Consider the following 25794-nt stretch of genomic DNA (forward strand, 5'->3'; position numbering starts at 1 on the left):
CTTACCGATCTACGGAGTCCCCGTGTCGCTGCCACCCCTGGTCGAGCCAGCAGCTGAGCTCACCGTTGACGAGGTCCGTCGGTACTCCCGCCACCTGATCATCCCGGATGTCGGGATGGACGGCCAGAAGCGCCTGAAGAACGCCAAGGTGCTGGCCGTGGGCGCGGGCGGCCTCGGCTCCCCCGCCCTCATGTACCTGGCCGCGGCCGGCGTCGGCACCCTGGGCATCGTGGAGTTCGACGAGGTCGACGAGTCGAACCTGCAGCGGCAGATCATCCACAGCCAGTCGGACATCGGCCGCTCCAAGGCCGAGTCGGCGCGCGACAGCGTGCTGGGCATCAACCCGTACGTGAACGTGGTCCTTCACGAAGAGCGGCTCGAGGCCGAGAACGTGATGGAGATCTTCAGCCAGTACGACCTGATCGTCGACGGCACGGACAACTTCGCCACGCGCTACCTGGTCAACGACGCCTGCGTGCTGCTGAACAAGCCGTACGTGTGGGGTTCGATCTACCGCTTCGACGGCCAGGCCTCGGTCTTCTGGTCCGAGCACGGCCCCTGCTACCGCTGCCTGTACCCGGAGCCCCCGCCGCCGGGCATGGTCCCGAGCTGCGCCGAGGGCGGCGTGCTGGGCGTGCTCTGCGCGTCCATCGGCTCCATCCAGGTCACCGAGGCCATCAAGGTCCTCACGGGCGTCGGCGAGCCGCTCGTCGGCCGCCTGATGATCTACGACGCCCTGGAGATGCAGTACCGCCAGGTCAAGGTCCGCAAGGACCCCGACTGCGCGGTCTGCGGTCCGAACGCGACCGTCAAGGAGCTCATCGACTACGAGGCCTTCTGCGGCGTCGTGTCGGAGGAGGCCCAGGAGGCGGCCGCCGGCTCCACGATCACTCCGAAGCAGCTCAAGGAGTGGATCGACAACGACGAGCCGATCGAGATCATCGACGTCCGCGAGATCAACGAGTACGAGATCGTCTCGATCCCCGGCGCCAAGCTGATCCCCAAGGGCGAGTTCCTGATGGGCAACGCCCTCCAGGACCTGCCGCAGGACAAGAAGATCGTCCTGCACTGCAAGACGGGTGTCCGCAGTGCGGAAGTCCTCGCCGTGCTGAAGTCCGCGGGCTTCGCGGACGCGGTGCACGTCGGCGGCGGCGTGATCGGCTGGGTCCACCAGATCGAGCCGGAGAAGCCGGTCTACTGACCCGGCCGGGTCGGGACCACAGGGCAGGGCCACGAGGCAAGGGGCCGTACCGCGCGGGACGCGGTACGGCCCCTTCTCCGTCTCCCTCTCCGCCTATTGCTGCGGCGCCGTGCAGACGGTGTTCGCGGGCGGCACCTTGCCCTCCAGCAGGTAGGCGTTCACGGCCTGCTGCACGCACGCGTCGCCGCTGTTGTACGCGCCGTGCCCCTCGCCCTTGTACGTCAGCTCCACACCCACCCCCGGACCGAGCCGCTCCACCATCTTCCGGGCGCCCTCGTACGGGGTCGCCGGGTCACCGGTGTTGCCGATGACCAGGATCGGGGCGGAACCCGGGGCGCTCACGTCCGGAGTCGCCCAGGCGCCCTCGACCGGCCAGCCGGTGCAGCCGAGCATCGCCCAGCCCAGGTAGTCCCCGAAGACCGGCGAGGCGGCCCGGAACTCGGCCAGCTTGGCCTTGGTGTCCGCCAGCGTGTAGCGGTCCTTGGAGTCGGCGCAGTTGATCGCCGTGTTCGCCGCTCCGATGTTGCTGTAGTGCCCGTTCTGGTCCCGCCCGTTGAGCGCGTCGGACAGGGCGAGCAGCAGCTGGCCCTGCCCGCCCTCGGCCTCGTCCAGCCCCTGTTCCAGCAGCGGCCACAGCTCCTTGGAGTACAGCGCCTGCGCGATCCCGCCGGTCGCGGCGGACTCGGTGAGCTGCCGGTCGCCCACCGGCAGCGGCCGGGCGGCCAGCTGCTTCTGCAGCTTGACGATGTTCTCCTCGATCTCGGCCGGGGTGCTGCCCTGGAGCTGGCAGGCGTCGCCGCGGTCCACGCAGTCCTGGGCGAAGTTGTCCAGCGCCAGCTGGAAGCCCTTGGCCTGGCCCAGTCCGCTCTCCCAGGAGGTCTTCGTCGGGTCCACGACGGCGTCGAAGACCGCGCGGCCGACGTTCTTCGGGAAGAGGTGGGCGTAGACCCCGCCCAGCTCGGTGCCGTAACTGATCCCGAAGTAGTTCAGCTTCGGCTCGCCGAGCGCCTCGCGCAGGGCGTCCAGGTCGCGGGCGGCGTTCTCGGTGCCGACGTACGGCAGGATCTCGCCCGAGTTCCGCTCGCAGGCCTCGATGTACCGCCGGATGCCGTCGACGTAGGCCTTCTCCTCCTCGGGCGTGCTGGGCGTGGCGTCCTGGGCGTAGTACGCGTCCAGCTGCCGGTCGGTCTTGCAGCGCACCGGCTCGCTGCGGCCCACCCCGCGCGGGTCGAAGCTCACCAGGTCGTACCGCCGGCCCAGCGCCTCGAACTCCTTCGCCGCGCCCGGCAGCGTGGTGATGCCGGAGCCGCCCGGGCCACCGAAGTTGAAGACGAGCGACCCCAGCCGGTTCTCCTGGTCGCGGGCCTTGGTGCGGATGACGCCGAGGTCGATCTTCTCCCCGTCGGGCTTGGACCAGTCCAGGGGGACCTGGAGGGTGGCGCACTGCCAGTTCTTGCCCGGGCTCTCCCCGCCGCCCTCGATCGGGGTCGGCGCCGGGCACTTCCCCCAGTCGAGCGTGCCCTTCTCCTCCGGCTCGTCGGAGCACCCGCCGAGCGTGAGCAGCGCGGCGGCGGCAGCGGTGGCGAGGGTCGCTCGCAGCGCGATATGGGGCATGGTCCCCATCCTGCGGCGGGGGCCGTGGGTCCGCCCCCGCCGTGACCCATGCGGGTGGCAGCCGGGCGGGCGGTGGGCGGCGCCTGCTTGCACATCCCGTGACGTCATCTGCTCTGGTAGTGACCATGAGCGAGAACGACACGGCACGGCAGGTGCTGATCGGCGAGGCGGCCGCGCTGACGGGCACCACCCCGCGGACGCTGCGCCACTACCACGACATCGGCCTGCTGCCGGAGCCGGAGCGGGGGCCGGACGACCGCCGCCGCTACGGGTACGACGACATCGTGCGGATCCTGTGGGTACGGCGCATGGCGGAGCTGGGGATGACGCTGGACGACGTCCGCTCGGCGCTGGCCGCCCGGACGCACCCCGAGGAACTGCTGGCGGAGCTGGACGCCTCGCTGGCCGAGCAGGAGGCGCAGCTCGCCGGCCGGCGGGCGGCGTTGCGCCGGCTGCGCCTGGCCGGCGGCCCGCACGGGCTGCTGTCCGAGCGGGTCCTGGCCGCCCTGGGCCCGGCCGCCGGGTCGCTGGAGGCGGCCGAACTGGACTCCCTGCTGGTCACCGAGCACCTGCTGGGACCGCAGGTCGCCGAACGCGAGGCGACCACCCACCACGTGCTGGCGCTGCACCCGCGGCTGCGCCAGCAGCAACGGCGGCTGGAGCACGAGCTGATGGAGCTGGCGGAGGCGGCGGTGGACGACCCGCGGGTGGAACGGCTGGCACGGGACTACTTCGTGCACATCCAGTCCTGCGAGGCCGCCGAGCGGGCGGCGGGGTTCCCGGAGGCCGACTTCGTCGACGACGACGTCACCTTCGACCCGGACACCGGCCGGGCGCACAGCGCCGAGATGACCACGTACGCCTCGCTGCCGGGCTCGATCTCCCCGGCCCAGGCTCGCTGCGCGGCCCTGCTCGGCGAGCTGATCGGGGAGTGGGCCGCCGGCGCGGCCAGCCCCTGAGGCCCGGGCGCCGGCCGTCCTCCTCGCGCCCGCAGCTGCGGGCGCGCCCCGCTCCCCGCTCTCCCTGCTCCCCGCTCCCCGTCCCCGCTCTTTCCGCTCGCGGCTACCGCGGGTCGCGGCGGAAGAGCGCCGTCCAGAGGAAGGACTCCCCGAAGAGGGGCGACTGGGGAGGCTGCGCGCGCATCCGGCGCAGCTCGACCTCGGTGAGGCCGGCGAAGATCCGGCGCAGGGACTCGGGCGTGTAGGCGAGGCCGCCGTGCAGCCCGGCCTGCCGGTAGAAGTCGGCGTCGGACAGCTCCGAGCCCATGGCGCCGGCGGCGAACGCGCTGAGCGCGAGATGGCCGCCGGGGGCGAGGGACCGGTCGAGGAGGGCCAGGTAGCTGATGCGGCGGTGCGGCGGCAGATGGTGGAAGCAGCCGGAGTCGTGGATCAGGTCATAGGGGCCGGCGAGCACGGCGGCGGCCTCGGGGGCGAAGGCGTCGCCGCGGTGGAACCGCACCCGGCCCGCGGTCTCCGGTCCCGCCGCGCGGGCACGTTCCCCGGCCCAGGCGATGGCGGTGGGGGAGAGGTCGACCGCGTCGACCTCGAAGCCCAGCGACGCGAGGTGGAGGGCGTTGCGGCCCGGGCCGCAGCCGAGGTCGAGGACGCGGCCGCCCTGCGGAATCAGGCCCTGGTCCAGGTACCCGGCCAGGTGCTCGTCGGGCTTCGCCACGAAGAACGGCACCTCTTTGGTGCGGTCGGCGTAGAAGCCGTCCCACCAGGACGCCCCGCCGGCCGTCCAGCGGTCGGCCTCCGGCGCGAACAGGCCGTCCAGCAGCGTCAGTACGTCGTCGATCGTGCGGATGTTCCGGTCCATCCGGCCCCCCTTCTCCGTGCCTCCATTTTACCTCCGGAAGGCATAAAAGTGCAGGTCAGGGCAGGTGTGGGGCGGGTGCCGGGCGGGTGTGTGCGGCCGTCCGGGCGGCCCGGAGCGGGCCGGGAAGGGGCCCGCACCGGGGTGGGTGCGCACGGCCGTCCCGGACCCCGCACAGGGCCGTGCCGGGCCCTTCTCCCGGACCGCCCGGCCCGGTTTCCGACGGCCTCAGATCGCTTCTTTGCGGGTCAGGTAGTTGAAGGAGATCCAGCCCGGCAGGACCGGCAGCCAGAATGTCATCAGGCGGAACAGCAGCACCGCCGAGATGGCGATGTCCTTGTCCAGGCCCGCCGCGATCAGACCCAGCGTCAGGGTCGTCTCCACCGCGCCCACACCACCCGGCGTCGGCGCCGCCGACCCCAGCGCGTTGCCCGCGAGGAAGACCACCGCGATGCTCGCCAGACTGAGTGTCTGGCCACCGCCGAACGCCCGGACCGAGGCGTCCAGGCACATCACGAAGCAGCCCGTCAGCAGCAGCATGCCGCCGATGCCCGTGACCAGCTTCTGCGGCCGCTGGAGCACGTCCAGCATGCGGGGCACGACGCCCGCGAACAGCGCCCGTACCCGGGTCGCCACGAACTTGCGCAGGAAGGGGACCGCCGTGACCACCAGCACCAGTACCGCCACCGTCAGCAGACCCGCGATGACCGTACGGGACGGGGTCATCTCCGGCGTCTTCTCGGTCCCCGTCAGGTAGCCGAACGACAGCAGCAGCAGGATGTGGCTCGCCAGCCCGAACAGCTGCGACGCGCCCACGCTCGCCACCGCCAGTCCCGGCCGGACGCCCGCCCGTTGCAGGAAGCGGGTGTTCAGCGCGACACCGCCGACCGCCGCCGGCGCCACCAGCTTCACGAAGGAGCCCGCCACCTGCGCGGTGACCGTGCGCAGGAACGGCACCCGCTCGGGCACGAAGCCCAGCAGGCTCATCGCAGCAGCGAAGTAGCTCAGGGCCGAGAACGCGACCGCCGCCCCGACCCAGTGCCACTGCGCCTCGCCGATCACCCGCCCGAAGTCCACGTGCGTGAGCTGCGAGAGCAGGAAGTACGCCGCGAACGCGCCCGCGATGAACGACACCAGCGTGCGCGGCCGGATCCGCTCCAGGCGGGCCGGCTCCACCGGTGCCTGCGGCCGGATCAGCAGCACCTGGCGGCGGATCTGGCTCAGCAGATCCTCCTCGCGGGCCTCGTCCAGGGCCACGTCCAGCGCCCGCTTCTCGGCCTTGCGGTCCGCCTTCGACTCGGCCTTGACCGACTTCGGCGACTTCTTCGCCGCCGACTCCGCCTCCCGCTCGGCCTCGCGTGCCGCCTTCGCCGCCCGCGAGGACGCCAGCACCGCCTCGCGCTCGCGCTGCGAACGCTCGCGCGCCAGCCGGCGCAGCGTCGCCCGCGTCGAGCGGCTCAGCGCGATCGGCTGGAGCAGCGGCAGGCAGTCCGCCACCGCGTCCGGCCCCAGCACCTCCACCGCCGAGGCCACCGAGCGCTCCGCCCCGATCCGCAGGCCGAGGGTGGTCAGCAGCTGCGCGATGTCCATCCGCAGCACCAGGTCGCCGGCCGCGATCTCGCCGCCGCGCAGGTCGGTGAGGGTGACGTTGCCGGAACGATCCACCACCAGGGCGTCGCCCGTGAGCCGCCGGTGCGCGATGCGCCGCGACTGCAGCGCCCGCACCTGCTGCCAGGCGTTGCGGATCAGCTCGTCGGTGATCTCCTCGTCGGTGAGCGTGTCCAGGCTCCGGCCGCCCAGGTGCTCGTACACGAGCATCACGGCGTCCGGACCGAGCTCGGAGGTGGCGATCAGCCTCGGCGCGTTCGCCCCGGCCGCGATGGCCGCGTACGCCAGGAGCGCCTCCTGCTCCAGCGCCTGGCGCAGCGACTGCAGGCTGCGCCGGGTGGTGATCCCGCGCAGCGTGACCCGGCGCCAGACCCGGTAGAAGAACCCGTGCGCCTGCTGCTCGCGGTCCACGACCGTGACGTCCAGCGGCGGCCCGTCCTCCAGCGTGACGTGGTAGCGGCGGCCCCGGTCGTTCTGCTCGGCGCTGTCGGGCCCCTCGGCCGGCTCGGCGCGCATCGCGCTGACCGGCTGGAAGCCCACCCGGCGCAGACCGGCGAGCAGGTTCTGGCCGGTGGGCCGGACGTTGGGGGAACCGACGGCGTACAGGGTCCCGTACGCCACGCTCCAGCCGATCAGCACGGTGAGGATGATCGAGAAGGGTGTGGTGTAGCCGCTGACCAGCATCGCGAAGGCGTCCAGGAGCAGCACGACCCACAGCGCCACGCGCCAGCGGGGCCGGCGGGTCATCCCGACGGCCGTCATGTACGCGATGACGGGCGCGAGGTAGCCGTGCACCGGGTCGGTGAGCGTGTCGCCGGAGCCGGTGGCGCGGGTGAGCGCGTCCTGGATGCTGCCGGGGGCGGCGCGCGAGACCCACAGGTCGGTGGCGAGGGTGACGCCGTGCGCGAGGACGGCGGCGAGGACGCCGTCGGCGATGCGCAGGCCGTCGCGTTTGATCAGCCGTTCGATGGCGAAGGCGACCGGCACCAGCAGCACCGCGATGCTCGACACCAGCCCGGCGACCTTGATCAGCAGATCGGGGGCCTGGTCGGTGCCCTGGCTGATGTCGGCCTCCAGGCCGGCGGTGGTGCCGTGGGCGAAGGCGGCGAGGCCGAGGACGAGGGCGATGGCGAGGACGCCGACGAGCAGCCGGACGAGGTCGGAGGGGCGGTGCACCCGGGCGGCGAGCAGCGGCTCGTCGACCTCCAGGTGGTCGGTGACGCCGTGGGCGCCGTGCGGGTCGGGGGCGCCGTGCGGGTCGGGTGCGCCGTGCGGGTCGGGTGCGCCGTGCGGGTCGGGTGCGGCGTGCGGGTCGGAGGCGGCGTCGGCGGCGCGGGCCCGGTCATCGGCGGGGGTCTCGTCGGCGGGGGCCCGGTCATCGGCCCGGGTCTCGGCGTCGGCGCGGGCGCGGGATCGGCCTGGGCTCGGCGGGGGCGTTTCCCGGCCGGCCCGGGGCATGGCGGGGGCGTGCCCGACCTCGGCCGTCGCGCCGTTCTTCGCGTCGTCCGGGGGGCTCACACCCTGCTCCTTCGCCGTCACTGCAGTCTCTTCTTGATCACGTATCACCAGTCACCGCCCGGAAGATGGTGGCACGGACGGACGGGGGCGCGGGGCATCAGGGTGTGCGCCCCCGTGGAAGCAAGCGTTCCACGCGACCGCCGCCGAGCGCCCCGCCGCGGGCGTCCGTGATCGTCCGGAGCGCCGTGACCACGTCCGGCAGTATGGGCCGCATGGACGAGCTGCCGGAGTACGCGGAGCGGGTGCTGGAGGTCGCCGAGCGGATTCCGCCCGGCCGGGTGATGACGTACGGCGACGTCGCCGAGTGGCTCGGCGAGGGCGGTCCGCGCCAGGTCGGGCGCGTCATGGCCCTGTACGGCGGCCCGGTCCCGTGGTGGCGGGTCGTCCGCGCGGACGGCGTACCGCTGCCCGGCCACGAGCTGCGCGCCCTGGAGCACTACCGGGCCGAGGCCACACCGTTGCGCGACTCGACGGCCGGTCCGCGGCTCGACATGCGGCGGGCGCGCTGGGACGGCGACGACGGGCACGGGGACGACCGGCCCGGCGACGACGGACGCGGACACAACCACGGGCAGGGAGCTCGGCCTCACACCTGACAGCTTCGGCCATCCGCGGCCGCCGCGGGCGGTCGACGGCCCGCGCGGCCGCGATCGGGGCAGGGACAGGGGTGGCGGTAGGGGGACCCGTAGGGGTGGCACCGGGTCCCGGCCGGGAGCGCCGGCCGGGAGCGCCTGCCGGGGCCCCGGACCGAGACCTGCGCGGGACGCGGCGCGTGCCGTAGCGTTGCCTCTTCGGCACTCGCAGACCCACCAGGACCGGCACCCCACGTGATCACCTCTCCTTCCGACCGCTCCGAGCGGCGTACGCGGACCCCCGACGCGTACCGGCTGGTGCGCAGCGGGCCGGGACGGGTGGATCCCCCTCTCCTGGACGCGAGCCAGCGCGCGGTGGTTGAACACCGGGGTGCGCCGCTGCTGGTGCTGGCGGGCCCGGGCACCGGGAAGACCACCACGCTCGTCGAGGCGGTGGCGGCGCGGATCGCGGCGGGGCAGGACCCCGCCCGGGTGCTGGTGCTCACCTTCAGCCGCAAGGCGGCGGTGGAACTGCGCGACCGCATGGCGCTGCGGCTGGGCGGGGCGCGGGCGCCGCAGCCCACCACGTTCCACTCGTTCTGCTACGCGCTGGTGCGCGCCCACCAGGACACGGACCTGTTCACCGAACCGCTGCGGCTGCTGTCCGGCCCCGAGCAGGACGTCACGGTCCGCTCCCTGCTGGAGGGCCAGCGGGAGCTGGGGTCCATCCCGTGGCCGGACGACCTGCGCGCGGCGCTGACCACGCGCGGATTCGCCGACGAGGTACGGGCGGTGCTCGCCCGTACCCGCGAGCTGGGCCTGGGCCCGCGGGCGCTGGCCGCGTTCGCCGGGCGGACCGGGCGCCCGGACTGGGCGGCGGCGGCCGCGTTCCTCTCGGAGTACCTGGACGTCCTGGACCTCCAGGGCACCCTGGACTACGCGGAGCTCGTCCACCGCGCCGTGCTGCTCGCCGACCGGACGCCGTCGATCGCGTCTTTGTACGACGTGGTGTTCGTGGACGAGTACCAGGACACGGACGCCTCCCAGGTACGGCTGCTCCAGGCGTTGACGGGCGGCGGGGGCTCGCTGGTGGCCTTCGGCGACCCCGACCAGTCGATCTACGTGTTCCGGGGCGCCGACGTGAACGGCATCCTCGACTTCGCCTCGGCCTTCCCCGGCGCCGCGGTGCGCACCCTGGCCGTCTCGCGCCGCTCGGGCGCCGCGCTGCTGGCGGCGACCCGGCTGCTGACGGCGCGGATGCCGGTGCCACGGCTGCCCGTGGCGGCGGTGCGGGCCCACCGGGAGCTGACGGCGGTGCGGGAGGGCGGCGCCGTCGAGGTGTACACGTACCCCACGGCCGCGACGGAACTGGACAACATCGCCGACATCCTGCGGCGGGCCCACCTGGAGGACGGGGTCCCGTGGCAGGACATGGCCGTCCTGGTCCGCGCGGGCGGCCGTACCCTCCCGTCGATGCGCCGCGCCCTGGTCTCGGCGGGCGTCCCCGTCGAAACGGACGGCGCGGACATCCCCCTCCGCCACGAACCGGCGGCGTCCCCCCTGCTCACGGCCCTCCGCGTCACGGCCACGGCGGCCCTGACGACGCCGGCCCCCGGACCGACCACGGCGCCGGCGCCGGTGCCGTCGTCGGCCGCGCCGTCGTCCGCGCCGTCGTCCGCGCCGGCCTCGGCCACGCCGGGCCCGGCCACGGGGCCGGGGACCACCGCCGCGTCCCCGGATGGCGGAGCCGCCGGGTCCGGTGACGCCGCCGCGGTCCCGGGGCCCGCTGCGGAAACCGGGGCGGACGGGCTGACCGCTTCCGTCGTTCCTGCTGCCGGGCATGCCCCGGCCGCCGGTCCGTCGGTCCCGGGCCAGGAGCCCCCGGCCGGGCCTGTCGCGTCCGCTTCCGAGGGTCCTGTCGCCGGGCACGTCCCGGCTGCCGGTGCGCCGGTTCCGGGCGAGGAGTTCCCGGCGGGGCCCGTCGCGTCCGCTTCCGTGGGCTCTGCCGCCGGGCATGCCGCGGCCGCAGGTGTGCCGGTCCCAGGCCAGGAGCTCCCGGCGGGGTCCGTCGCGTCCGCTTCCGTCGGTCCTGTCGCCGGGCACGCCCCGGCCGCCAGTCCGCAGCTCCCGGGCCAGGAGCCCCCGGCCGGGTCGGTTGCGCCCGGCGGCGAAGCCACCGTCGGCCAGGACGCCGACCCGGCCGCGGGCCGGGACGGTGGGCCGGACGCCGGGGACGCCGGGGACGCCGGGGACGTCGTGGCCGCCGGGGACGGGTGGGTCGGGGTCGAGGACGCGCTCGTTCTGCTCGCCTCCCCCCTCGGCGGCATGGACGCCGCCGACCTCCGCCGCCTCGGCCGCGCCCTGCGCGAGGAGGAGCGGGCGGCGGGCGTCCGCGTCCCCGCCCCCTCCGACGTCCTCCTCGCCCGCGCCCTCGCCGAGCCCGAGCGCCTCGTCGCCCACGACCCCGCCTACGCCCGCGGCGCCCAGCGGCTCGGCCTGCTCCTGCGCAAGGCCCGCGAGCTCCTCGCGGGCGGCGGCACCGCCGAAGAGGCCCTGTGGACCCTCTGGGACGGCACCCCCTGGCCGCAGCGCCTGGAGCGCAGCGCCCGCCGCGGCGGCGCGGCCGGCCGCAACGCCGACCGCGACCTCGACGCGGTCTGTGCCCTCTTCGACACCGCCGCCCGCGCCGAGGAACGTTCCGGCGGCCGCGGCGCCCTCAACTTCCTCGAACAGCTCGACGCCGAGGACATCGCCGCCGACACCCTCACCACCCGCGCCACCCGCCCCGACGCGGTCCGCCTCATGACCGCCCACCGTTCCAAGGGGCTGGAGTGGCGGCTCGTCGTCGTGGCCGGCGTACAGGAGGGCCTCTGGCCCGACCTGCGCCGCCGCGGCTCCCTCCTGGAGGCCGACCGCATCGGGCGCGACGGCCTCGCCGAGCCCCTCACCCCCGGCGCCCTCCTCGCCGAGGAACGCCGCCTCTTCTACGTCGCCGCCACCCGCGCCCGTGACCGCCTCGTCGTCACCGCCGTCAAGGCCCCCGCCGAGGACGGCGACCAGCCCTCCCGCTTCCTCACCGAGCTCGGCGTCACCCCGAAGGACGTCACCGGCCGCCCCCGCCGCCCCCTGGCCGTCCCCGCGCTCGTCGCCGAACTGCGCGCCACCACCGTCGACCCCGACGCCTCGCCCGCGCTGCGCGACGCCGCCGCCCGCCGGCTGGCCCGCCTCGCCGCGCTCACCGACGACGAGGACCGGCCCCTGGTCCCGGCCGCGCACCCGCAGCGCTGGTGGGGCCTGTACGAGCCCACCCGTTCCCGGGTCCCGCTGCGCGACCGCGACCGGCCGGTCGCCCTCTCCGGCAGCGCCCTGGACCAGCTGGCCAACACCTGCTCCCTCCAGTGGTTCCTCGGCCGCGAGGTCAAGGCCGACACCCCCGCCACCGCCGCCCAGGGCTTCGGCAACGTCGTCCACGTCCTCGCCGACGAGGTCGCCTCCGGCCGTACCCCGGCCGACCTCGCCGTCCTCATGGAACGCCTCGACTCCGTCTGGGACGCCCTCGCCTTCGACGCGCCCTGGAAGTCCCGGCAGGAGAAGGACAACGCCCGCGCCGCCCTCGAACGCTTCCTGCGCTGGCACCACTCCGACCGGGGCGGCCGTACGCCCGTCGCCACCGAGCACGACTTCGACGTCACGCTGGGCGCGGGGGAGTACGAGATCCGCATCCGCGGCTCCATGGACCGCGTCGAGGCCGACCCGCAGGGGCGTGCGTACGTCGTCGACTTCAAGACCGGCAAGGCCGCGCCGACGAAGGAGCAGGTCGCCCGGCACCCCCAGCTGGCCGTGTACCAGCTGGCCGTGCGCGAGGGCGCCGTCGACGAGGTCTTCGACGGCCACCGCCCCGAGGCGGGCGGAGCCGAACTGGTGCAGCTGCGCCAGGGCGCGGCGAAGAAGGACGGCGGCGACACCGTCCCCAAGATCCAGCACCAGCAGCCGCTGAACGGCGACTGGGTCGGCGACCTGCTCGCCGGCGCCGCCGGCCGCGTCCTGGACGAACGCTTCACGCCCGCCACGGGCGACCACTGCTCGCGGTGCACCTTCCGCGCGGCGTGCAGCGCCCGCCCGGAAGGCCGCCACGTGGTCGACTGACCCCGGGCAGCCCCGTGGGGCTGCGCGCGGACCGTCGGCGGGACGGAGTGTCGGTGCGGGCGGCTAGCCTTTTGAGGTGTCCGCGCGTCCCCCCGTCCTCACCGACCCCGAGCAGCTCAAGGAGCTCCTCGGTATCCCGTTCACCCCGGAGCAGACGGCCTGCATCACCGCACCGCCCGCCCCGCAGGTCATCGTGGCCGGAGCCGGCTCCGGGAAGACCACGGTCATGGCCGCCCGCGTCGTGTGGCTGGTCGGCACCGGCCAGGTCGAGCCCGCCCAGGTCCTCGGCCTGACCTTCACCAACAAGGCCGCCGGCGAGCTCGCCGAACGCGTCCGCACCGCGCTCGCCCGCGCCGGCATCACCGACCCGGACCCCTTTCCCGTCCAGCCACCCGAAGGGTCCGCCGAGGACGCCGGCGGCGAGCCCCGTATCTCCACGTACCACGCCTTCGCCGGCCAGCTCCTGAAGGACCACGGCCTGCGCATCGGCCTGGAGCCCAGCGCCCGCCTCCTCGCCGACGCCACCCGCTTCCAGCTCGCCGCGCGCGTGCTGCGCGAGGCCCCGGGCCCGTACCCGTCCCTGACGAAGTCCCTCCCCGACCTGGTCAGCGACCTCCTCGCGCTGGACGGCGAACTCTCCGAGCACCTGGTCACCCCGGCCGCGCTGCGCGCGTACGACACCGGCCTCCTCGACACCCTCGCCGGCGTCCGGCTCAGCAACGACGACCTGCGCAAGGTCCCCGAGGCGGTCCGCGGCCGCCTGGAGCTCCTCGAACTCGTCGGCCGCTACCGCGCCGCCAAACGCTCCCGCGACCTGCTCGACTTCAGCGACCAGATCGCCCTGTGCGCCGAGCTGGCCACCACCCGCCCCGAGGTCGGCACGCTCCTGCGCGACGAGTTCCGGGTCGTCCTCCTCGACGAGTACCAGGACACCTCGGTCGCCCAGCGGCTGCTGCTGTCCGGACTGTTCGGCTCCGGCACCGGCCACGCCGTCACCGCCGTCGGCGACCCCTGCCAGGCGATCTACGGCTGGCGCGGCGCCTCCGTCGCCAACCTCGACGACTTCCCCGAGCACTTCGCCCACGCCGACGGCAGCCCCGCCACCCGCTTCTCCCTCAGCGAGAACCGCCGCAGCGGCGGCCGCCTGCTCGACCTCGCCAACGGCCTGGCGGCCCCCCTGCGCGCCCTGCACGAGGGGGTGGAGGCGCTGCGCCCCGCGCCCGGCGCCGAGTACGACGGCCAGGTGCGCTGCGCGCTGCTGGAGACCCACGCCCAGGAGCTCGACTGGCTGGCCGATTCCCTCGCCCACCTCGTCCGTACGGGCACCGAACCCGGCGAGATCGCGGTGCTGTGCCGCTCGGCGACCGATTTCGCGGCGATCCAGGCCGCGCTCGTCTCCCGTGACGTCCCGGTCGAGGTCGTCGGCCTGTCCGGGCTGCTGCACCTGCCCGAGGTCGCCGACCTCGTCGCGGTGTGCGAGGTCCTCCAGGACCCCGGGGCCAACGCCTCCCTCGTCCGCCTCCTCATCGGCCCGCGCTGGCGGATCGGCGCGCGCGACCTGGCCCTGCTGGGCCGCCGCGCCCGCCTCCTGGTCGCCCGCGACCCCGGCACGGGCGACGATCCCGACCACCGGCTCGCGGCCGCCGTCGAGGGCGTCGACCCCTCCGAGATCATCTCCCTGGCCGACGCCCTGGAGACCTTCCTCGACGGCGCGTCGTACCAGGACGACGGCCTGCCCTTCTCCCCGGACGCCCGCGTCCGCTTCGCGCACCTGGCCCAGGAACTGCGCGACCTGCGCCGCTCGCTCGCCGACCCGCTCATGGACGTCCTGCACCGGGTGCTGTCCACCACCGGGCTGGACGTGGAGCTGTCCGCCTCCCCGCACGCGCTGGCGGCCCGCCGCCGCGAGACCCTGTCCAACTTCCTGGACGTCGCGGCCGGCTTCGCCTCGCTCGACGGCGAGGCCTCGCTGCTGGCGTTCCTGGGCTTCCTGCGGACGGCGGCCCAGTACGAGAAGGGCCTGGACAACGCGCTGCCGGGCGGCGAGAACACGGTCAAGGTACTGACGGCGCACAAGTCCAAGGGCCTGGAGTGGGACGTGGTGGCCGTACCGGGCCTGTACCGGCACGCGTTCCCGAGCGAGCAGCCGCGCGAGGCGTGGACCTCGTACGCGAAGGTGCTGCCGCACGCCCTGCGCGGCGACGCCGCGACCCTGCCGGAGGATCCGCCGTGGACCTCGGCCGGGCTGAAGGCGTTCCGCGCGGCGCTCAAGGACCACCAGTCCACGGAGGAGCTGCGCCTGGGGTACGTGACCTTCACCCGGCCCCGGTCGCTGCTGCTGGCGTCGGCGCACTGGTGGGGCCCCGCCCAGAAGCGGCCGCGCGGCCCGTCGGCGTTCCTGACGGCGTTGTACGAGCACTGCGTGGCCGGCCACGGCGAGATCGAGGCGTGGGCCGACACCCCGGACCCGGACGCCCAGAACCCGTCCCTGGCGCAGGAGGCCACCCCGGACCACGCCTGGCCCCTCCCCCTGGACCCCGCCTCCCTGGTCCGGCGCCGCGAGGCGGCAGCCCTGGTCGAATCCCACCTGTCGGCCCCCCGAGACCAGCACCGCGAGCCCCCCAGGCCCCCGGCCTCGACGGCTGCCGCGCCCGCGACCGCGGCCTCCGCGGACGACCCCTTCCTCTGGCCCCCGCACTGCGACGAACCGTCGTACAACGACCCCCCGTGGCCGGACGAAGCCCTGCGGCCCGAGGGGGGTGCGTGGCCCGACGACGCCTCCTGGCCGGACGAAGCCCTCCGACCTGACGGCGACGCGTGGCCCGTCGACGCCTCCTGGCCCGACGACGCCCCGTGGCCGGACGGCGCCGCCGTCCCCGGTCCCCGGGGCGTGGACGGGTCCGTCCACGCGTCCGGCGGTGGGCCGGCGCACCGCGCCGAGGGCGTAGCCCCGGCCGTTCCCGCCCCCGGCGGGGCCGCGCCGCGTGGGGTCCGGGGCGCAGCCCCGGTTCCGGGAAGGGGCGGGGCGGGGGAAGAACCCCCGGCCACCCCCGACCCCGGTCCGCCCCGGCACGGCACCGGCACCGGCACCGCACCGGAGCCCCCGTCCTGGGACGACGTCCCGCACGCCGTCCCCGCGGCCCGGGGGCCCCGCGGCCCGCACAGAACGGACGCGCTCACCCCCGAGGACGCCCGCACCATCGCCTCCTGGGACCGTGACCTCGACGCCCTCGAGGGCGAGCTGCGGCGTACCCGCGCCGCCGTGCGCGACGTCGAGCTGCCCGCCGCCCTCTCCGCCAGCCAGCTCCTGCGCCTGGCCGCCGACGAGCAGGGCTTCGTACGCGACCTCGCCCGCCCCATGCCCAAGCCCCCGCAGCCCGCCGCCCGCCAGGGCACCCGGTTCCACGCCTGGGTCGAGTCCCGCTTCGAGGAGCTGCCGCTGCCGCTCCTCGACGTCCTCGACCCCGTCACCGAACTCCCCGGCTCCGACCAGGACGTCGCCGACGCCCACGATCTCGACGCCCTCAAGGCCGCCTTCGAGCGCAGCCCGTACGCCGACCGCACCCCGTACCGCATGGAGGTGCCGGTCCAGCTCACCCTCGCCGGCCGTGTGATCCGGGGCCGCATCGACGCCGTGTACCGCACGGAGGACGACGACGGCACCACCCGCTACGAGATCGTCGACTGGAAGACCGGCCGCACCACCGAGGCCGACCCCCTCCAGCTGGCCGTCTACCGCCTGGCCTGGGCGGAGACCACGGGCACGCTCCTGAAGAACGTCACCGCCGCCTTCCTCCACGTCCGCAGCGGCCGCGTGATCCGCCCGCGCAGACTCCCCGGCCGCCGGCGCCTTGAGGCGATCCTCCAAGGCAAAACGGACACCGGCCGTGCCCACCAGGTGGACAGCTAGGCTCGTAGCCATGAGCGACACCCCGGACAGCGCCGTCCGTACGTACATCGACACGCACCGCGCCGCCTTCCTCGACGACCTCGCCGCATGGCTGCGCATCCCCTCCGTCTCGGCGCAGCCCGAGCACGCGGACGACGTACGGCGCAGCGCCGAGTGGCTCGCGGGCGCCCTGCGCGGCACCGGGTTCCCGACCGTCGAGGTCTGGCCGACGCCCGGCGCGCCGGCCGTCTTCGCCCACTGGCCCAGCGGCGACCCGGACGCCCCGACCGTCCTCGTCTACGGGCACCACGACGTCCAGCCCGCCGAGCGCGCCGACGGCTGGGACACCGAGCCGTTCGAGCCGGTGGTCCGCGACGGCCGGATGTACGCGCGCGGCGCCGCCGACGACAAGGGCCAGGTGTTCTTCCACACGCTCGGCGTCCGGGCCCACCTGGCGGCGACCGGCCGCAGCGCGCCCGCCGTCAACCTCACGCTGCTGATCGAGGGCGAGGAGGAGTCCGGCTCCACCCACTTCCGCGACCTGGTCGAGCGCGAGCGCGACCGGCTCGCCGCCGACGTCGTGATCGTCTCCGACACCGGCATGTGGAACGAGACCACCCCCACCGTCTGCACCGGCATGCGCGGCGTCGCCGACTGCGAGATCGAGCTCCACGGGCCCGACCAGGACATCCACTCCGGCGCCTTCGGCGGTGCGGTCCCCAACCCCGCCACCGTCGCCGCCCGCCTGGTCGCCGCGCTGCACGACGCCGACGAGCGGGTCACCGTCCCCGGCTTCTACGACAACGTCGCCGAGCTGACCGACGCCGAGCGCGAGCTCATCGCGGAGCTGCCGTTCGACGAGGCCCGGTGGCTGCGCACCGCCAAGTCGTACGGCACCCTCGGCGAGGCCGGCTACTCCACCCTGGAGCGGGTCTGGGCCCGGCCGACCGCCGAGGTCAACGGGATCGGCGGCGGCTACCAGGGCCCCGGCGGCAAGACGATCGTGCCGGCGTCCGCGCAGCTGAAGCTGTCGTTCCGGCTGGTGTCGGGGCAGGACCCGTACAAGATCGAGGCGGCCGTCACGCAGTGGATCGAGGACCAGATCCCGGACGGCATCCGGCACTCCGTCACCTTCGGCGCCCCGACCCGCCCCTGCCTGACCCCGCTCGACCACCCGGCGCTCCAGTCCGTCGTACGGGCCATGGGGCGGGCCTTCGGCGAGAAGATCCGCTTCACCCGTGAGGGCGGCTCCGGCCCGGCCGCCGACCTGCAGGACGTCCTCGGCGCGCCCGTGCTCTTCCTCGGCATCTCCGTGCCCTCCGACGGGTGGCACGCGCCGAACGAGAAGGTCGAGCTGGAGCTGCTGCTCAAGGGCGTGGAGACGGCCGCGTACCTGTGGGACGACCTCGCCGCCCACTGGACGGCCCCGGCCCCGGCCCCGGCAGCCGCCGCCGCGTCCGCCGCTTCCTTGTCGTCCTTGCCCGCCGCCTGAACCTGCCATACCGCCCATCACCCGGGGGAGTTGGAAGTACCTGTGAGCATCTCGACCGAGCACGCCGCACGACCCATTTCGCTCACCGCGCCGAGCGGGATCGACCGCGCCGCGCACCACCGCCTCGACGAGGCGTGGCTCGCGGCGGCCTGGAGCCACCCGACGACGCGCGTCTTCGTGGTCTCCGGCGGTCAGGTGCTGATCGACGACACCCCCGAGGGGGGTACGGAGATCGTGATGACCCCGGCCTTCGAGGCGCCGGTCACCGAGACGCACCGCTACTTCCTGGGCACGGACGAGGAGGGCGTGAGCTACTTCGCCCTGCAGAAGGACGCCCTGCCCGGTCGGATGGACCAGTCCGCGCGGGCGGCGGGCCTGCGCGAGGCCGGCATGCTGCTCTCCCCGCGCGACGCGGGCCTGATGGTCCACGCGGTCGCCCTGGAGAACTGGCAGCGGATGCACCGCTTCTGTTCCCGCTGCGGCGAGCGCACGGTCGTCGCGGCCGCCGGCCACATCCGCCGCTGCCCGGGCTGCGGCGCCGAGCACTACCCGCGCACCGACCCTGCGGTGATCATGCTGGTCACCGACGAGCAGGACCGCGCGTTGCTGGGCCGCCAGGTGCACTGGCCCGAGGGCCGCTTCTCGACGCTGGCCGGTTTCGTGGAGCCGGGCGAGTCGATCGAGCAGTCGGTGATCCGCGAGGTGTGGGAGGAGGCGGGCGTCAGGGTCGGCGAGGTCGAGTACGTCGCCAGCCAGCCCTGGCCCTTCCCGTACAGCCTGATGCTGGGCTTCACGGCCCGCGCCGTCAGCTCCGAGATCACCGTCGACGGCGAGGAGATCCAGGAGGCCCGCTGGTTCTCCCGCGACGATCTGCGCGAGGCGATCGAGGCGGGCGAGGTGCTGCCCCCGGCGGGCATCTCGATCGCGGCCCGTCTGGTGGAACTCTGGTACGGCCGTCCCCTCCCGAAGCCCCTGCCCTGACCCGCGGCACGGCGCCGCCCCCTCGGGCCCGGTGGGCGGAGGGGGCGGTGGGGGCCCGGCGGGGGCCGGCGGGTCAGACCGTGAGGGCCTGCTGGACCTGGGCCAGGCTGGGGTTGGTCATGACCGACTCGGTGCCCTGCGGCGACACGATCAGGACCGTGGGAACGGTCTGGTTGCCACCGTTGGCCTTCTCGACGAACGCCGCGGACGCAGGGTCCTGCTCGATGTTGATCTCGGTGTACGCGATGCCTTCCCGGTCCAGCTGGCTCTTCAGCCGGCGGCAGTAGCCGCACCAGGTCGTGCTGTACATCGTCACGGATCCCGTGTCCTGCATGGTGGGCGCTCTCCTGTCGGGGGTCGTGGTACGTCCTACGGGTCGAACGTACGACTGCGCCCGGACATTCCCGCACCCCGCCAGCCCCCCGCACGACCCGCCCGGCGCATTCGTACGACAGACGCCGCCCCCTGTGGACAAGGTTCCCGTCCGGCCCACCCGACCTGGCAGCATGGCGGGGTGACACCAGCAACGCATTCCTCGGACTTCCCGCCCGTCGCCGACTCGGCCGACGCGGTGCTCCTGGGCCTGGACCCGGAGCAGCGCGAGGTCGCGACGACCCTGCGCGGACCTGTGTGCGTGCTGGCCGGAGCCGGTACGGGCAAGACGCGCGCGATCACCCACCGCATCGCCTACGGAGTCCGTTCCGGCCAGCTCATGCCGGCCAGTGTGCTGGCCGTCACCTTCACCAATCGCGCCGCCGGCGAGATGCGCGGCCGGCTGCGCACGCTCGGCGCGGGCGGAGTCCAGGCGCGCACGTTCCACTCCGCCGCGCTCCGCCAGCTCCAGTACTTCTGGCCCCGCGCGATCGGCGGCGAGATGCCCCGTCTCGTCGAGCGCAAGATCCAGCTCGTCGCCGAGGCCGGCGCCCGCTGCCGCATCCGCCTCGACCGGGGCGAGCTGCGCGACGTCACCGGTGAGATCGAGTGGGCCAAGGTCACCCAGACCGTCCCCGCGGACTATCCGGCGGCCGCCCTGAAGTCCGGCCGCGAGGCCCCGCGGGACATGGCCGAGATCGCCCAGATCTACGGCACGTACGAGCAGCTCAAGCGCGACCGCGGCATGATCGACTTTGAGGACGTGCTGCTCCTGACCGTCGGCATCCTCCAGGACCGGTACGACATCGCCGACCGCATCCGCGCCCAGTACCAGCACTTCGTCGTCGACGAGTACCAGGACGTCAGCCCGCTCCAGCAGCGCCTGCTGGACCTGTGGCTCGGCGACCGGGACAGCCTCTGCGTCGTCGGCGACGCCAGCCAGACCATCTACTCCTTCACCGGCGCCACCCCCGACCACCTGCTGAACTTCCGCACCCGTTTCCCGCAGGCCACCGTCGTCAAGCTGGTCCGCGACTACCGCTCCACCCCGCAGGTGGTCCACCTCGCCAACGGCCTCCTCGGCCAGGCCCGCGGCCGGGCCGCCGAGCACCGTCTGGAGCTGATCTCGCAGCGCGAGCCCGGACCCGACCCGGTCTTCGCCGAGTACCCCGACGAGCCCGCCGAGGCCGAGGGCGTCGCCCGCCGCATCCGCGACCTGATCGCGGCCGGCGTCCCCGCCGGCGAGATCGCGGTGCTCTACCGGATCAACGCCCAGTCCGAGGTCTACGAGCAGGCCCTCGCCGACGCCGGCGTGCCCTACCAGCTGCGCGGCGCCGAACGGTTCTTCGAGCGCCAGGAAGTGCGCGGCGCCATCCTCACCCTGCGCGGAGCCGCCCGCTCCGGAGCCAACGACCCGCTGCTCGAGGACGTCGTCGAGCTGGCCTCCCAGGTCCGCGCCGTCCTCAGCGGCAACGGCTGGACCCCTGAGCCGCCCGCCGGCTCCGGCGCGGTGCGCGACCGCTGGGAGTCGCTGGCCGCGCTGGTCCGGCTCGCGGAGGACTTCGCCCGCAGCCACCCCCGGGCCACCCTCGCCGACCTCGTGGTCGAGCTCGACGAGCGCGCCGCCGCGCAGCACGCCCCCACCGTCCAGGGCGTCACCCTCGCCTCCCTGCACGCGGCGAAGGGCCTGGAGTGGGACGCGGTGTTCCTGGCCGGCCTCACCGACGGCATGATGCCGATCACCTACGCCAAGACCGACGACCAGGTCGAGGAGGAGCGCCGGCTCCTCTACGTCGGCGTCACCCGCGCGCGGCAGCACCTGACCCTCTCCTGGGCCCTCTCGCGGGCTCCGGGCGGCCGGGCCTCCCGTCGCCCCAGCCGGTTCCTGAACGGCCTGCGTCCGGGCTCCTCGCCCGCCGCCGCCCGGTCCGCCGCCGCGGGCGAGCGCGCCGGGCGCACGCGCGGGCGCCGCGGGCCGGTGCTGTGCCGGGTGTGCGGCAAGACGCTGACCGAGGCGGGCGAGCTGAAACTGATGCGCTGCGAGGACTGCCCGTCCGACATGGACGAAGGCCTCTACGAGCGGCTGCGGGAGTGGCGGGCCGTGCAGGCGAAGGAGCTCGGGATGCCCGCGTACTGCGTCTTCACGGACAAGACCCTGATGGCCATCGCCGAGGCCGCGCCCGGCCAGGACGGCGAGCTCGCGATGATCTCGGGAGTGGGTGTCCGCAAGCTCGAGCGGTACGGGGCCGACGTCCTGGCCATCTGCGCAGGTCAGGAGCGTGAGGGGGAGGAGCGGGACGACGCGTAGAAACTCGTCGGAAAAATAGTTTGCGCATGCCCTGCGGATCCCCATAGGTTCTTAACCACGAGAACAGCGGCTTCTTTGAAGCCCTGTTGTCGTGCTGTACTTATCCGAATACACGGGACAGGCCCACCAGCCCGTCCCCGAGACGCCGAGAGGAGGCGAGACCAGTGACCAGCTTCATGACCACCACCAAAATGACCGATCGCTCGGTCGCCGCTTCCTGCACCCTCGGCTCCACCCTGCTCGTCGCGTCCGCGCTCTCCCTCCGGGGTACCGGTCTGTCCACGATTTCCGTCGACAGCCCTGCCGTCCTGGCGACCCTGCCCGTGCGTGAGCGCAATGAGCGACCGACCCAGGCACCGGTGGCAGGAATGGAAGCCCAGGCGCACGCCTATGGCTTCGCGGCAGCCGGTGCCGGATTCAAGACGCAGCAGACGACGAAGCACCAGCACGACCTGATGTGGGCCTTCCGCGGGCTCGAACCCTGGAGTGATCCAGCCTGATCCGACGATCAGGCCGGCGCCTTCAGGGCCGCGGAACCCCACCGGGATCCGCGGCCCTTCTGTTTGTCCCCGACCGGGGGCGATGGAGCGAAGGGGCCTCGGGACTGGCAAGACCAGGTACCAGCCACCCCGGCCGACCGGCCGGAACGAATCAGACGAGGAACGAAACCACCGTGCAACTCGAAGCGCACGCCCCGTCCGTACCGCAGAACCGAACGATCTCCCCGCCCGCAGTCCCGGAGGACTCCACCTTGACTCCGCTCACCGCGCTCACCGCGCTCGACGACGCCATCGAGAACCTCGGCGTGCCCGTCCCGTGCCGTACCTACGACCCGGAGGTCTTCTTCGCGGAGTCCCCGGCCGACGTCGAGTACGCCAAGTCCCTCTGCCGCACCTGCCCGCTGGTCGAGGCCTGCCTCGCCGGTGCGCAGGAGCGCCGTGAGCCCTGGGGTGTCTGGGGTGGGGAGCTCTTCGTCCAGGGTGTGGTCGTCGCCCGCAAGCGGCCGCGTGGCCGTCCGCGCAAGAACCCGGTCGCGGTATGAACGCCACCGGATTCGGAACCATCGACCGCCCTCTGACGCACGACCCCCTGAAGCAGGCCCTCATGACCCCCGCACTGATGAGCGAGCGGCCGTCCGGCTCCGCCACCGAAGACTTCATCACCACCGGCGCGATCACCTCGCGTCAGAACAGGACCCGCGAAATGCAACTCATTCCAGAAGCCCTGGCTCGCGCCCATATGGCCGACCGGATGCGTGAGGCCGACGCCGGGCGTCGCGCCGCGCGCCTGGTCGCCGCCCGCCGCATGCAGCGGCGAGCCGAGCGCGTCTCGCTGCGCGCCCGCCGTGCGCTGGCCATGGCCGTCATGAACTAACAGCTGAACCAGCAGTACCAGCAGTACCAGCTGTCCCGGGGGGACCGGTCCGAACGGACCGGTCCCCCCGGTGCGTTGCACCGGCCCGCACCCCGCGCGGCGATATCGTCTGGAGGTGGACCAGCCGACCCCCCGCCCCGCGCCCCCGGACTCCGCCCCCCGGACCGTCGTCTGCGCACGCTGCGGCACCCGTTCCCCCGAGGGCCCGCCGCCCACCTGGACCTGTTCCGTGGAGAACGGCACCCGCCAGTACTTCTGCGTCGAGTGCGCCCGGGCCAACCTGCGCGCGATCGAAGGGCGCCTCGACTCCTCCTGGTGGTGAGGCCGGTCAGTCCTCCGGCAGGAACCCCGGCAGCCAGGACTCGAGTTCCTCACGCAACCGGACCGTTGCCCCGAGCTGACACAGGACACCGATGGTGCTCAGCGTCACGCGGTGGATCAGCAGGTAGGACGGCGGCAGGTTGATCATGCGCCCCAGCTGGTGGGCGGGGGAGCGGGGGTCGGCTATCCGGGCCGCCTGACCACGGATCCAGCCGCGCGAGAAGGTGAACTCCTCCGCGTCGGCCGGTTCGATGATCGGCGCGAGGTAGTCCAGGACCGCGGTCGGTTCGAGCTCGACCGTCTCCTTCACGAAGCCCTCGGCGCACAGGTGGCCGTAGACCCCCTCCGCGTCGCCCTCCAGGGTCATCCGCAGCGCGCGGCCGATGGGCTTGGGCAGCCCGCCGGGCAGCCGGTCGACCGTGCCGAAGTCCAGGACTCCCAGCCGTACATGCCCCTCCGGCCCGGTCACCAGACGGAAGTTGCCCGGATGCGGATCGGCGTGCAGCAGCCCGGTGCGGGCCGGCCCCGAGAAGAGGAACCGGGCCAGCAGCTGGCCCGCCCGGTCCCGCTCCTCCTGGGTGCCGTCGGCGATGATCTCCGACAGCGGGGTGCCCTCCAGCCACTCGGAGACCAGCACCTGGTCCCCCTGGTGCACGACATCCGGAACGATCACATCCGGATCGCCTTCGAACCCCTCCGCGTGGATCCGCTGGGCCTCCGCCTCCAGTTCGTAGTCGAGCTCCTCCGTGACCCGGTCCCGCAACTCCGTGATCAGCGGCTTGATGTCCATACCCGGGACGAGCGGCCCCAGCAGCCCCGCGAACCGGCCCAGCTGCTTCAGGTCCGACAGCAGCGCCTCACCGGCCCCCGGGTACTGGACCTTGACCGCCACCTGCCGCCCGTCGTGCCACACCGCCCGGTGCACCTGCCCGATCGACGCGGCCGCCGCCGGCTTGTCCTCGAACTCCTCGAACAGATCCCGCCAGTTCTCGCCGAGCCGCTCCGCCAGCACCTGGTGCACGGTCGCCGCCGGCAGCGGCGGCGCCGCCTCCTGCAACTTGGTCAACGCAGCCCGGTACGGCCCGGCGATCTCCTCCGGCAGTGCCGATTCGAAGACCGACAGCGCCTGCCCGAACTTCATGGCACCGCCCTTGAGTTCGCCGAGCGTGCGGAACAACTGCTCGGCCGTGCGCTGTTGCAGCTCGCGCGCCACTATCTCCGCCGACTTGCCCCCGATCCGCTTGCCCAGCCCCCAGGTGGCCCGGCCCGCGATGCCGAGCGGCAGCGCGGCCAGCTTGACGGTACGGGTGACCGCCTTCCGGGGTAGATCAGACATGCGCCCTCCAAGTCCCAGACTGCCTCGCCGCAAGCGGCAGTTACCCGGCCATTGTGTCCTGCGTCTCCCGGCGGGCGGTGGAGTCCCCCTCCTGGGCCCGCGCCGCCCCGCACGCGCACTCGGGATGCGCGCCCACCGGTGCACTCTCCCAGTGCAGTCCCGGCAGCGCAGCCTCCCAGCGCGCCCCCGTCGAAGCGGGCAGCTCCCCGTCCAGGAACGCCAGCGCGTGCGCCGCCGCCAGGCCCGCCACCGCCGTCGCCAGCCCCAGGTCGCAGGCGGGCGACCCACGGCGCCGGTGCGCCGACCGCCACTGCACCAGCATCCGCGCCCACCCCGGATCCCGCGCCACCCGCTCCCGCTCCATGCACCCCGCGCACCCCGTGGCACCCGGCAGCACCAGCGGCCCCACCACCCCCGTCCCCTCCAGCACGCCCGCGTACAGATGGGGGGTGCCCGTCTCGATCCAGTCCGAAGCGCTCTCCGGGTCCGGCGCCCACGCCCGCAGTCCGTCCCGCGGCGCGACCACCACCAGCGACAGTCCCGGCTCGGCCCCCGGACCCTCCTCGGCCCGCGGCACCCGCCCCGGAGCCGCTGCCCGCACCACCGCCCCCGCGGCCTCCGCCCGCAGCCGGCCCACGCTCTGCGGCCCCAGCCCGCCCGGCGCCACGTCCCCCGCCTCCACGCGGCCCCCGTCCAGCACGTCCACCCGGCCCACCCCGGCCCCCGCCAGCACCGCCGCGATCTGTGCGCCGACCCGGCCGCTGCCGCGCACCTGCACCCGTATCACCCTGCGGGCGGCCATCCCCCGCAAGTCCCCTCCGGGCGCCGGCCGCACCAGCGAGAGCGAGCCCAGGTCGGGCCCCAGCCGCTCCAGCACCTCGGGGCGCCGGCGCAGCGCCTGGGCCCGCGCCCCGCCCGCCGTCGCATCGTCGATCAGCCCGGCCGCCGCCAGCCGCCGCACCAGCTCGTCCGCCTGACCCGGCGGCAGCCCCAACGCCACCGCGTCCGCCCGCAGCAACTCCATCCCCCGGGTCCCGTCGATCCGGTCGATCAGCGACCCCGTCGCCGTGTCCACCGGACCGAGCACCACCGCATGCGCGGGAGTCACCCCGAACTGCACCGTCTGCAGATCCCGCCACGCCCGCGCCAGCGCCGGCTTCACCTTCGGATACATGACCGTCCCCCGTTCTCCGCCATCTCGCCGGCCGCCCTCACGGACCCGCATCAGCAGAATGCCCCCACCTCCACGA

18 protein-coding genes are annotated in these 25794 nt (G+C 74.2%); 12 read left to right on the forward strand and 6 right to left on the reverse strand.

Going from position 1 to position 25794, the window contains the following annotated elements; genetic code table 11:
- Positions 1-22 precede the first annotated feature (22 nt).
- A complete protein-coding gene (gene moeZ / locus ACZ6KO_RS16675; RefSeq protein ID WP_469304691.1) occupies positions 23-1201 on the forward strand; it encodes an adenylyltransferase/sulfurtransferase MoeZ in 1179 nt (392 codons plus the stop codon).
- 93 nt (positions 1202-1294) lie between these two features.
- Here moeZ and ACZ6KO_RS16680 read toward each other — a convergent pair whose 3' ends face one another.
- Positions 1295-2824: an alpha/beta hydrolase gene (locus tag ACZ6KO_RS16680; protein ID WP_469304692.1), complete on the reverse strand. Its 1530-nt coding sequence runs from the start codon at positions 2822-2824 to the stop codon at positions 1295-1297.
- A 116-nt stretch (positions 2825-2940) separates the two neighbouring features.
- Between ACZ6KO_RS16680 and ACZ6KO_RS16685 the strand changes: the two genes are divergently transcribed.
- Positions 2941-3774: a MerR family transcriptional regulator gene (locus ACZ6KO_RS16685; RefSeq protein ID WP_469304693.1), complete on the forward strand. Its 834-nt coding sequence runs from the start codon at positions 2941-2943 to the stop codon at positions 3772-3774.
- Positions 3775-3877: 103 nt separating this feature from the next.
- Here ACZ6KO_RS16685 and ACZ6KO_RS16690 read toward each other — a convergent pair whose 3' ends face one another.
- Together ACZ6KO_RS16690 and ACZ6KO_RS16695 are read right to left on the reverse strand one after the other, a co-directional pair.
- Positions 3878-4630: a class I SAM-dependent methyltransferase gene (locus tag ACZ6KO_RS16690; RefSeq protein ID WP_469304694.1), complete on the reverse strand. Its 753-nt coding sequence runs from the start codon at positions 4628-4630 to the stop codon at positions 3878-3880.
- Between the two features lie 225 nt (positions 4631-4855).
- Complete coding sequence (locus ACZ6KO_RS16695) at positions 4856-7693, reverse strand: flippase-like domain-containing protein (RefSeq protein ID WP_469304990.1); 2838 nt, start codon at positions 7691-7693, stop codon at positions 4856-4858.
- Between the two features lie 263 nt (positions 7694-7956).
- Here ACZ6KO_RS16695 and ACZ6KO_RS16700 point away from each other — a divergent pair, with 263 nt between their 5' ends.
- From ACZ6KO_RS16700 to nudC, 5 genes are all read left to right on the forward strand, one after another.
- Positions 7957-8349 (forward strand): MGMT family protein, encoded by a 393-nt coding sequence (locus ACZ6KO_RS16700; protein ID WP_469304991.1) that lies wholly within the window; start codon positions 7957-7959, stop codon positions 8347-8349.
- Between the two features lie 294 nt (positions 8350-8643).
- Positions 8644-12471 carry a UvrD-helicase domain-containing protein gene (locus ACZ6KO_RS16705; RefSeq protein ID WP_469304992.1) on the forward strand — a complete coding sequence of 1276 codons (3828 nt, stop codon included), beginning with the start codon at positions 8644-8646 and terminating at the stop codon, positions 12469-12471.
- A 76-nt stretch (positions 12472-12547) separates the two neighbouring features.
- Positions 12548-16381, forward strand: a complete 3834-nt coding sequence (locus ACZ6KO_RS16710; protein WP_469304695.1) for an ATP-dependent DNA helicase — start codon at positions 12548-12550, stop codon at positions 16379-16381.
- Between the two features lie 10 nt (positions 16382-16391).
- A complete protein-coding gene (locus ACZ6KO_RS16715) occupies positions 16392-17852 on the forward strand; it encodes a dipeptidase (RefSeq protein WP_469304696.1) in 1461 nt (486 codons plus the stop codon).
- A 42-nt stretch (positions 17853-17894) separates the two neighbouring features.
- Positions 17895-18833 carry an NAD(+) diphosphatase gene (gene nudC / locus ACZ6KO_RS16720; protein WP_469304697.1) on the forward strand — a complete coding sequence of 313 codons (939 nt, stop codon included), beginning with the start codon at positions 17895-17897 and terminating at the stop codon, positions 18831-18833.
- A gap of 73 nt (positions 18834-18906) precedes the next feature.
- Here the strand turns inward: nudC and ACZ6KO_RS16725 are convergent, their stop codons facing one another.
- Positions 18907-19167, reverse strand: a complete 261-nt coding sequence (locus ACZ6KO_RS16725) for a mycoredoxin (RefSeq protein ID WP_469304993.1) — start codon at positions 19165-19167, stop codon at positions 18907-18909.
- A 66-nt stretch (positions 19168-19233) separates the two neighbouring features.
- Here ACZ6KO_RS16725 and ACZ6KO_RS16730 point away from each other — a divergent pair, with 66 nt between their 5' ends.
- The 5 genes from ACZ6KO_RS16730 to ACZ6KO_RS16750 all read left to right on the forward strand — a co-directional run bounded on the left by ACZ6KO_RS16730 (position 19234) and on the right by ACZ6KO_RS16750 (position 23209).
- Positions 19234-21513 carry an ATP-dependent DNA helicase UvrD2 gene (locus ACZ6KO_RS16730; RefSeq protein ID WP_469304994.1) on the forward strand — a complete coding sequence of 760 codons (2280 nt, stop codon included), beginning with the start codon at positions 19234-19236 and terminating at the stop codon, positions 21511-21513.
- Positions 21514-21677: 164 nt separating this feature from the next.
- Positions 21678-22013, forward strand: coding sequence for a hypothetical protein (locus tag ACZ6KO_RS16735; RefSeq protein WP_469304698.1), 336 nt, complete (start codon positions 21678-21680; stop codon positions 22011-22013).
- 173 nt (positions 22014-22186) lie between these two features.
- Positions 22187-22555 (forward strand): WhiB family transcriptional regulator, encoded by a 369-nt coding sequence (locus tag ACZ6KO_RS16740; protein ID WP_469304699.1) that lies wholly within the window; start codon positions 22187-22189, stop codon positions 22553-22555.
- The gene (locus tag ACZ6KO_RS16745) at positions 22552-22887 is read left to right on the forward strand and encodes a hypothetical protein (protein ID WP_469304700.1); all 336 of its coding nucleotides are present in this window, start codon (positions 22552-22554) and stop codon (positions 22885-22887) included. The genes ACZ6KO_RS16740 and ACZ6KO_RS16745 overlap by 4 nt, the downstream gene beginning before the upstream one ends.
- Positions 22888-23002: 115 nt before the next feature.
- Positions 23003-23209: a hypothetical protein gene (locus ACZ6KO_RS16750; protein WP_469304701.1), complete on the forward strand. Its 207-nt coding sequence runs from the start codon at positions 23003-23005 to the stop codon at positions 23207-23209.
- Between the two features lie 6 nt (positions 23210-23215).
- Here ACZ6KO_RS16750 and ACZ6KO_RS16755 read toward each other — a convergent pair whose 3' ends face one another.
- Positions 23216-24544, reverse strand: a complete 1329-nt coding sequence (locus ACZ6KO_RS16755; RefSeq protein ID WP_469304702.1) for an ABC1 kinase family protein — start codon at positions 24542-24544, stop codon at positions 23216-23218.
- A gap of 40 nt (positions 24545-24584) precedes the next feature.
- Entirely contained in the window at positions 24585-25718 is a 1134-nt protein-coding gene (locus tag ACZ6KO_RS16760) for a TOMM precursor leader peptide-binding protein (RefSeq protein ID WP_469304703.1), read from the reverse strand.
- Between the last annotated feature and the right edge of the window lie 76 nt (positions 25719-25794).

Source organism: Streptomyces sp. NPDC042102 (assembly GCF_055582305.1).

Coding starts and splice junctions, on each gene's coding strand:
- ACZ6KO_RS16760 (WP_469304703.1), bottom strand. CDS start 25,718: ATGTATCCGAAGGTGAAGCCGGCGCTGGCGCGGGCGTGGCGGGATCTG.
- ACZ6KO_RS16725 (WP_469304993.1), bottom strand. CDS start 19,167: ATGCAGGACACGGGATCCGTGACGATGTACAGCACGACCTGGTGCGGC.
- ACZ6KO_RS16700 (WP_469304991.1), top strand. CDS start 7,957: ATGGGCCGCATGGACGAGCTGCCGGAGTACGCGGAGCGGGTGCTGGAG.
- ACZ6KO_RS16685 (WP_469304693.1), top strand. CDS start 2,941: ATGAGCGAGAACGACACGGCACGGCAGGTGCTGATCGGCGAGGCGGCC.
- ACZ6KO_RS16680 (WP_469304692.1), bottom strand. CDS start 2,824: ATGGGGACCATGCCCCATATCGCGCTGCGAGCGACCCTCGCCACCGCT.
- ACZ6KO_RS16745 (WP_469304700.1), top strand. CDS start 22,552: ATGAACGCCACCGGATTCGGAACCATCGACCGCCCTCTGACGCACGAC.
- ACZ6KO_RS16695 (WP_469304990.1), bottom strand. CDS start 7,693: ATGCCCCGGGCCGGCCGGGAAACGCCCCCGCCGAGCCCAGGCCGATCC.
- ACZ6KO_RS16715 (WP_469304696.1), top strand. CDS start 16,392: ATGAGCGACACCCCGGACAGCGCCGTCCGTACGTACATCGACACGCAC.
- ACZ6KO_RS16690 (WP_469304694.1), bottom strand. CDS start 4,630: ATGGACCGGAACATCCGCACGATCGACGACGTACTGACGCTGCTGGAC.
- ACZ6KO_RS16755 (WP_469304702.1), bottom strand. CDS start 24,544: ATGTCTGATCTACCCCGGAAGGCGGTCACCCGTACCGTCAAGCTGGCC.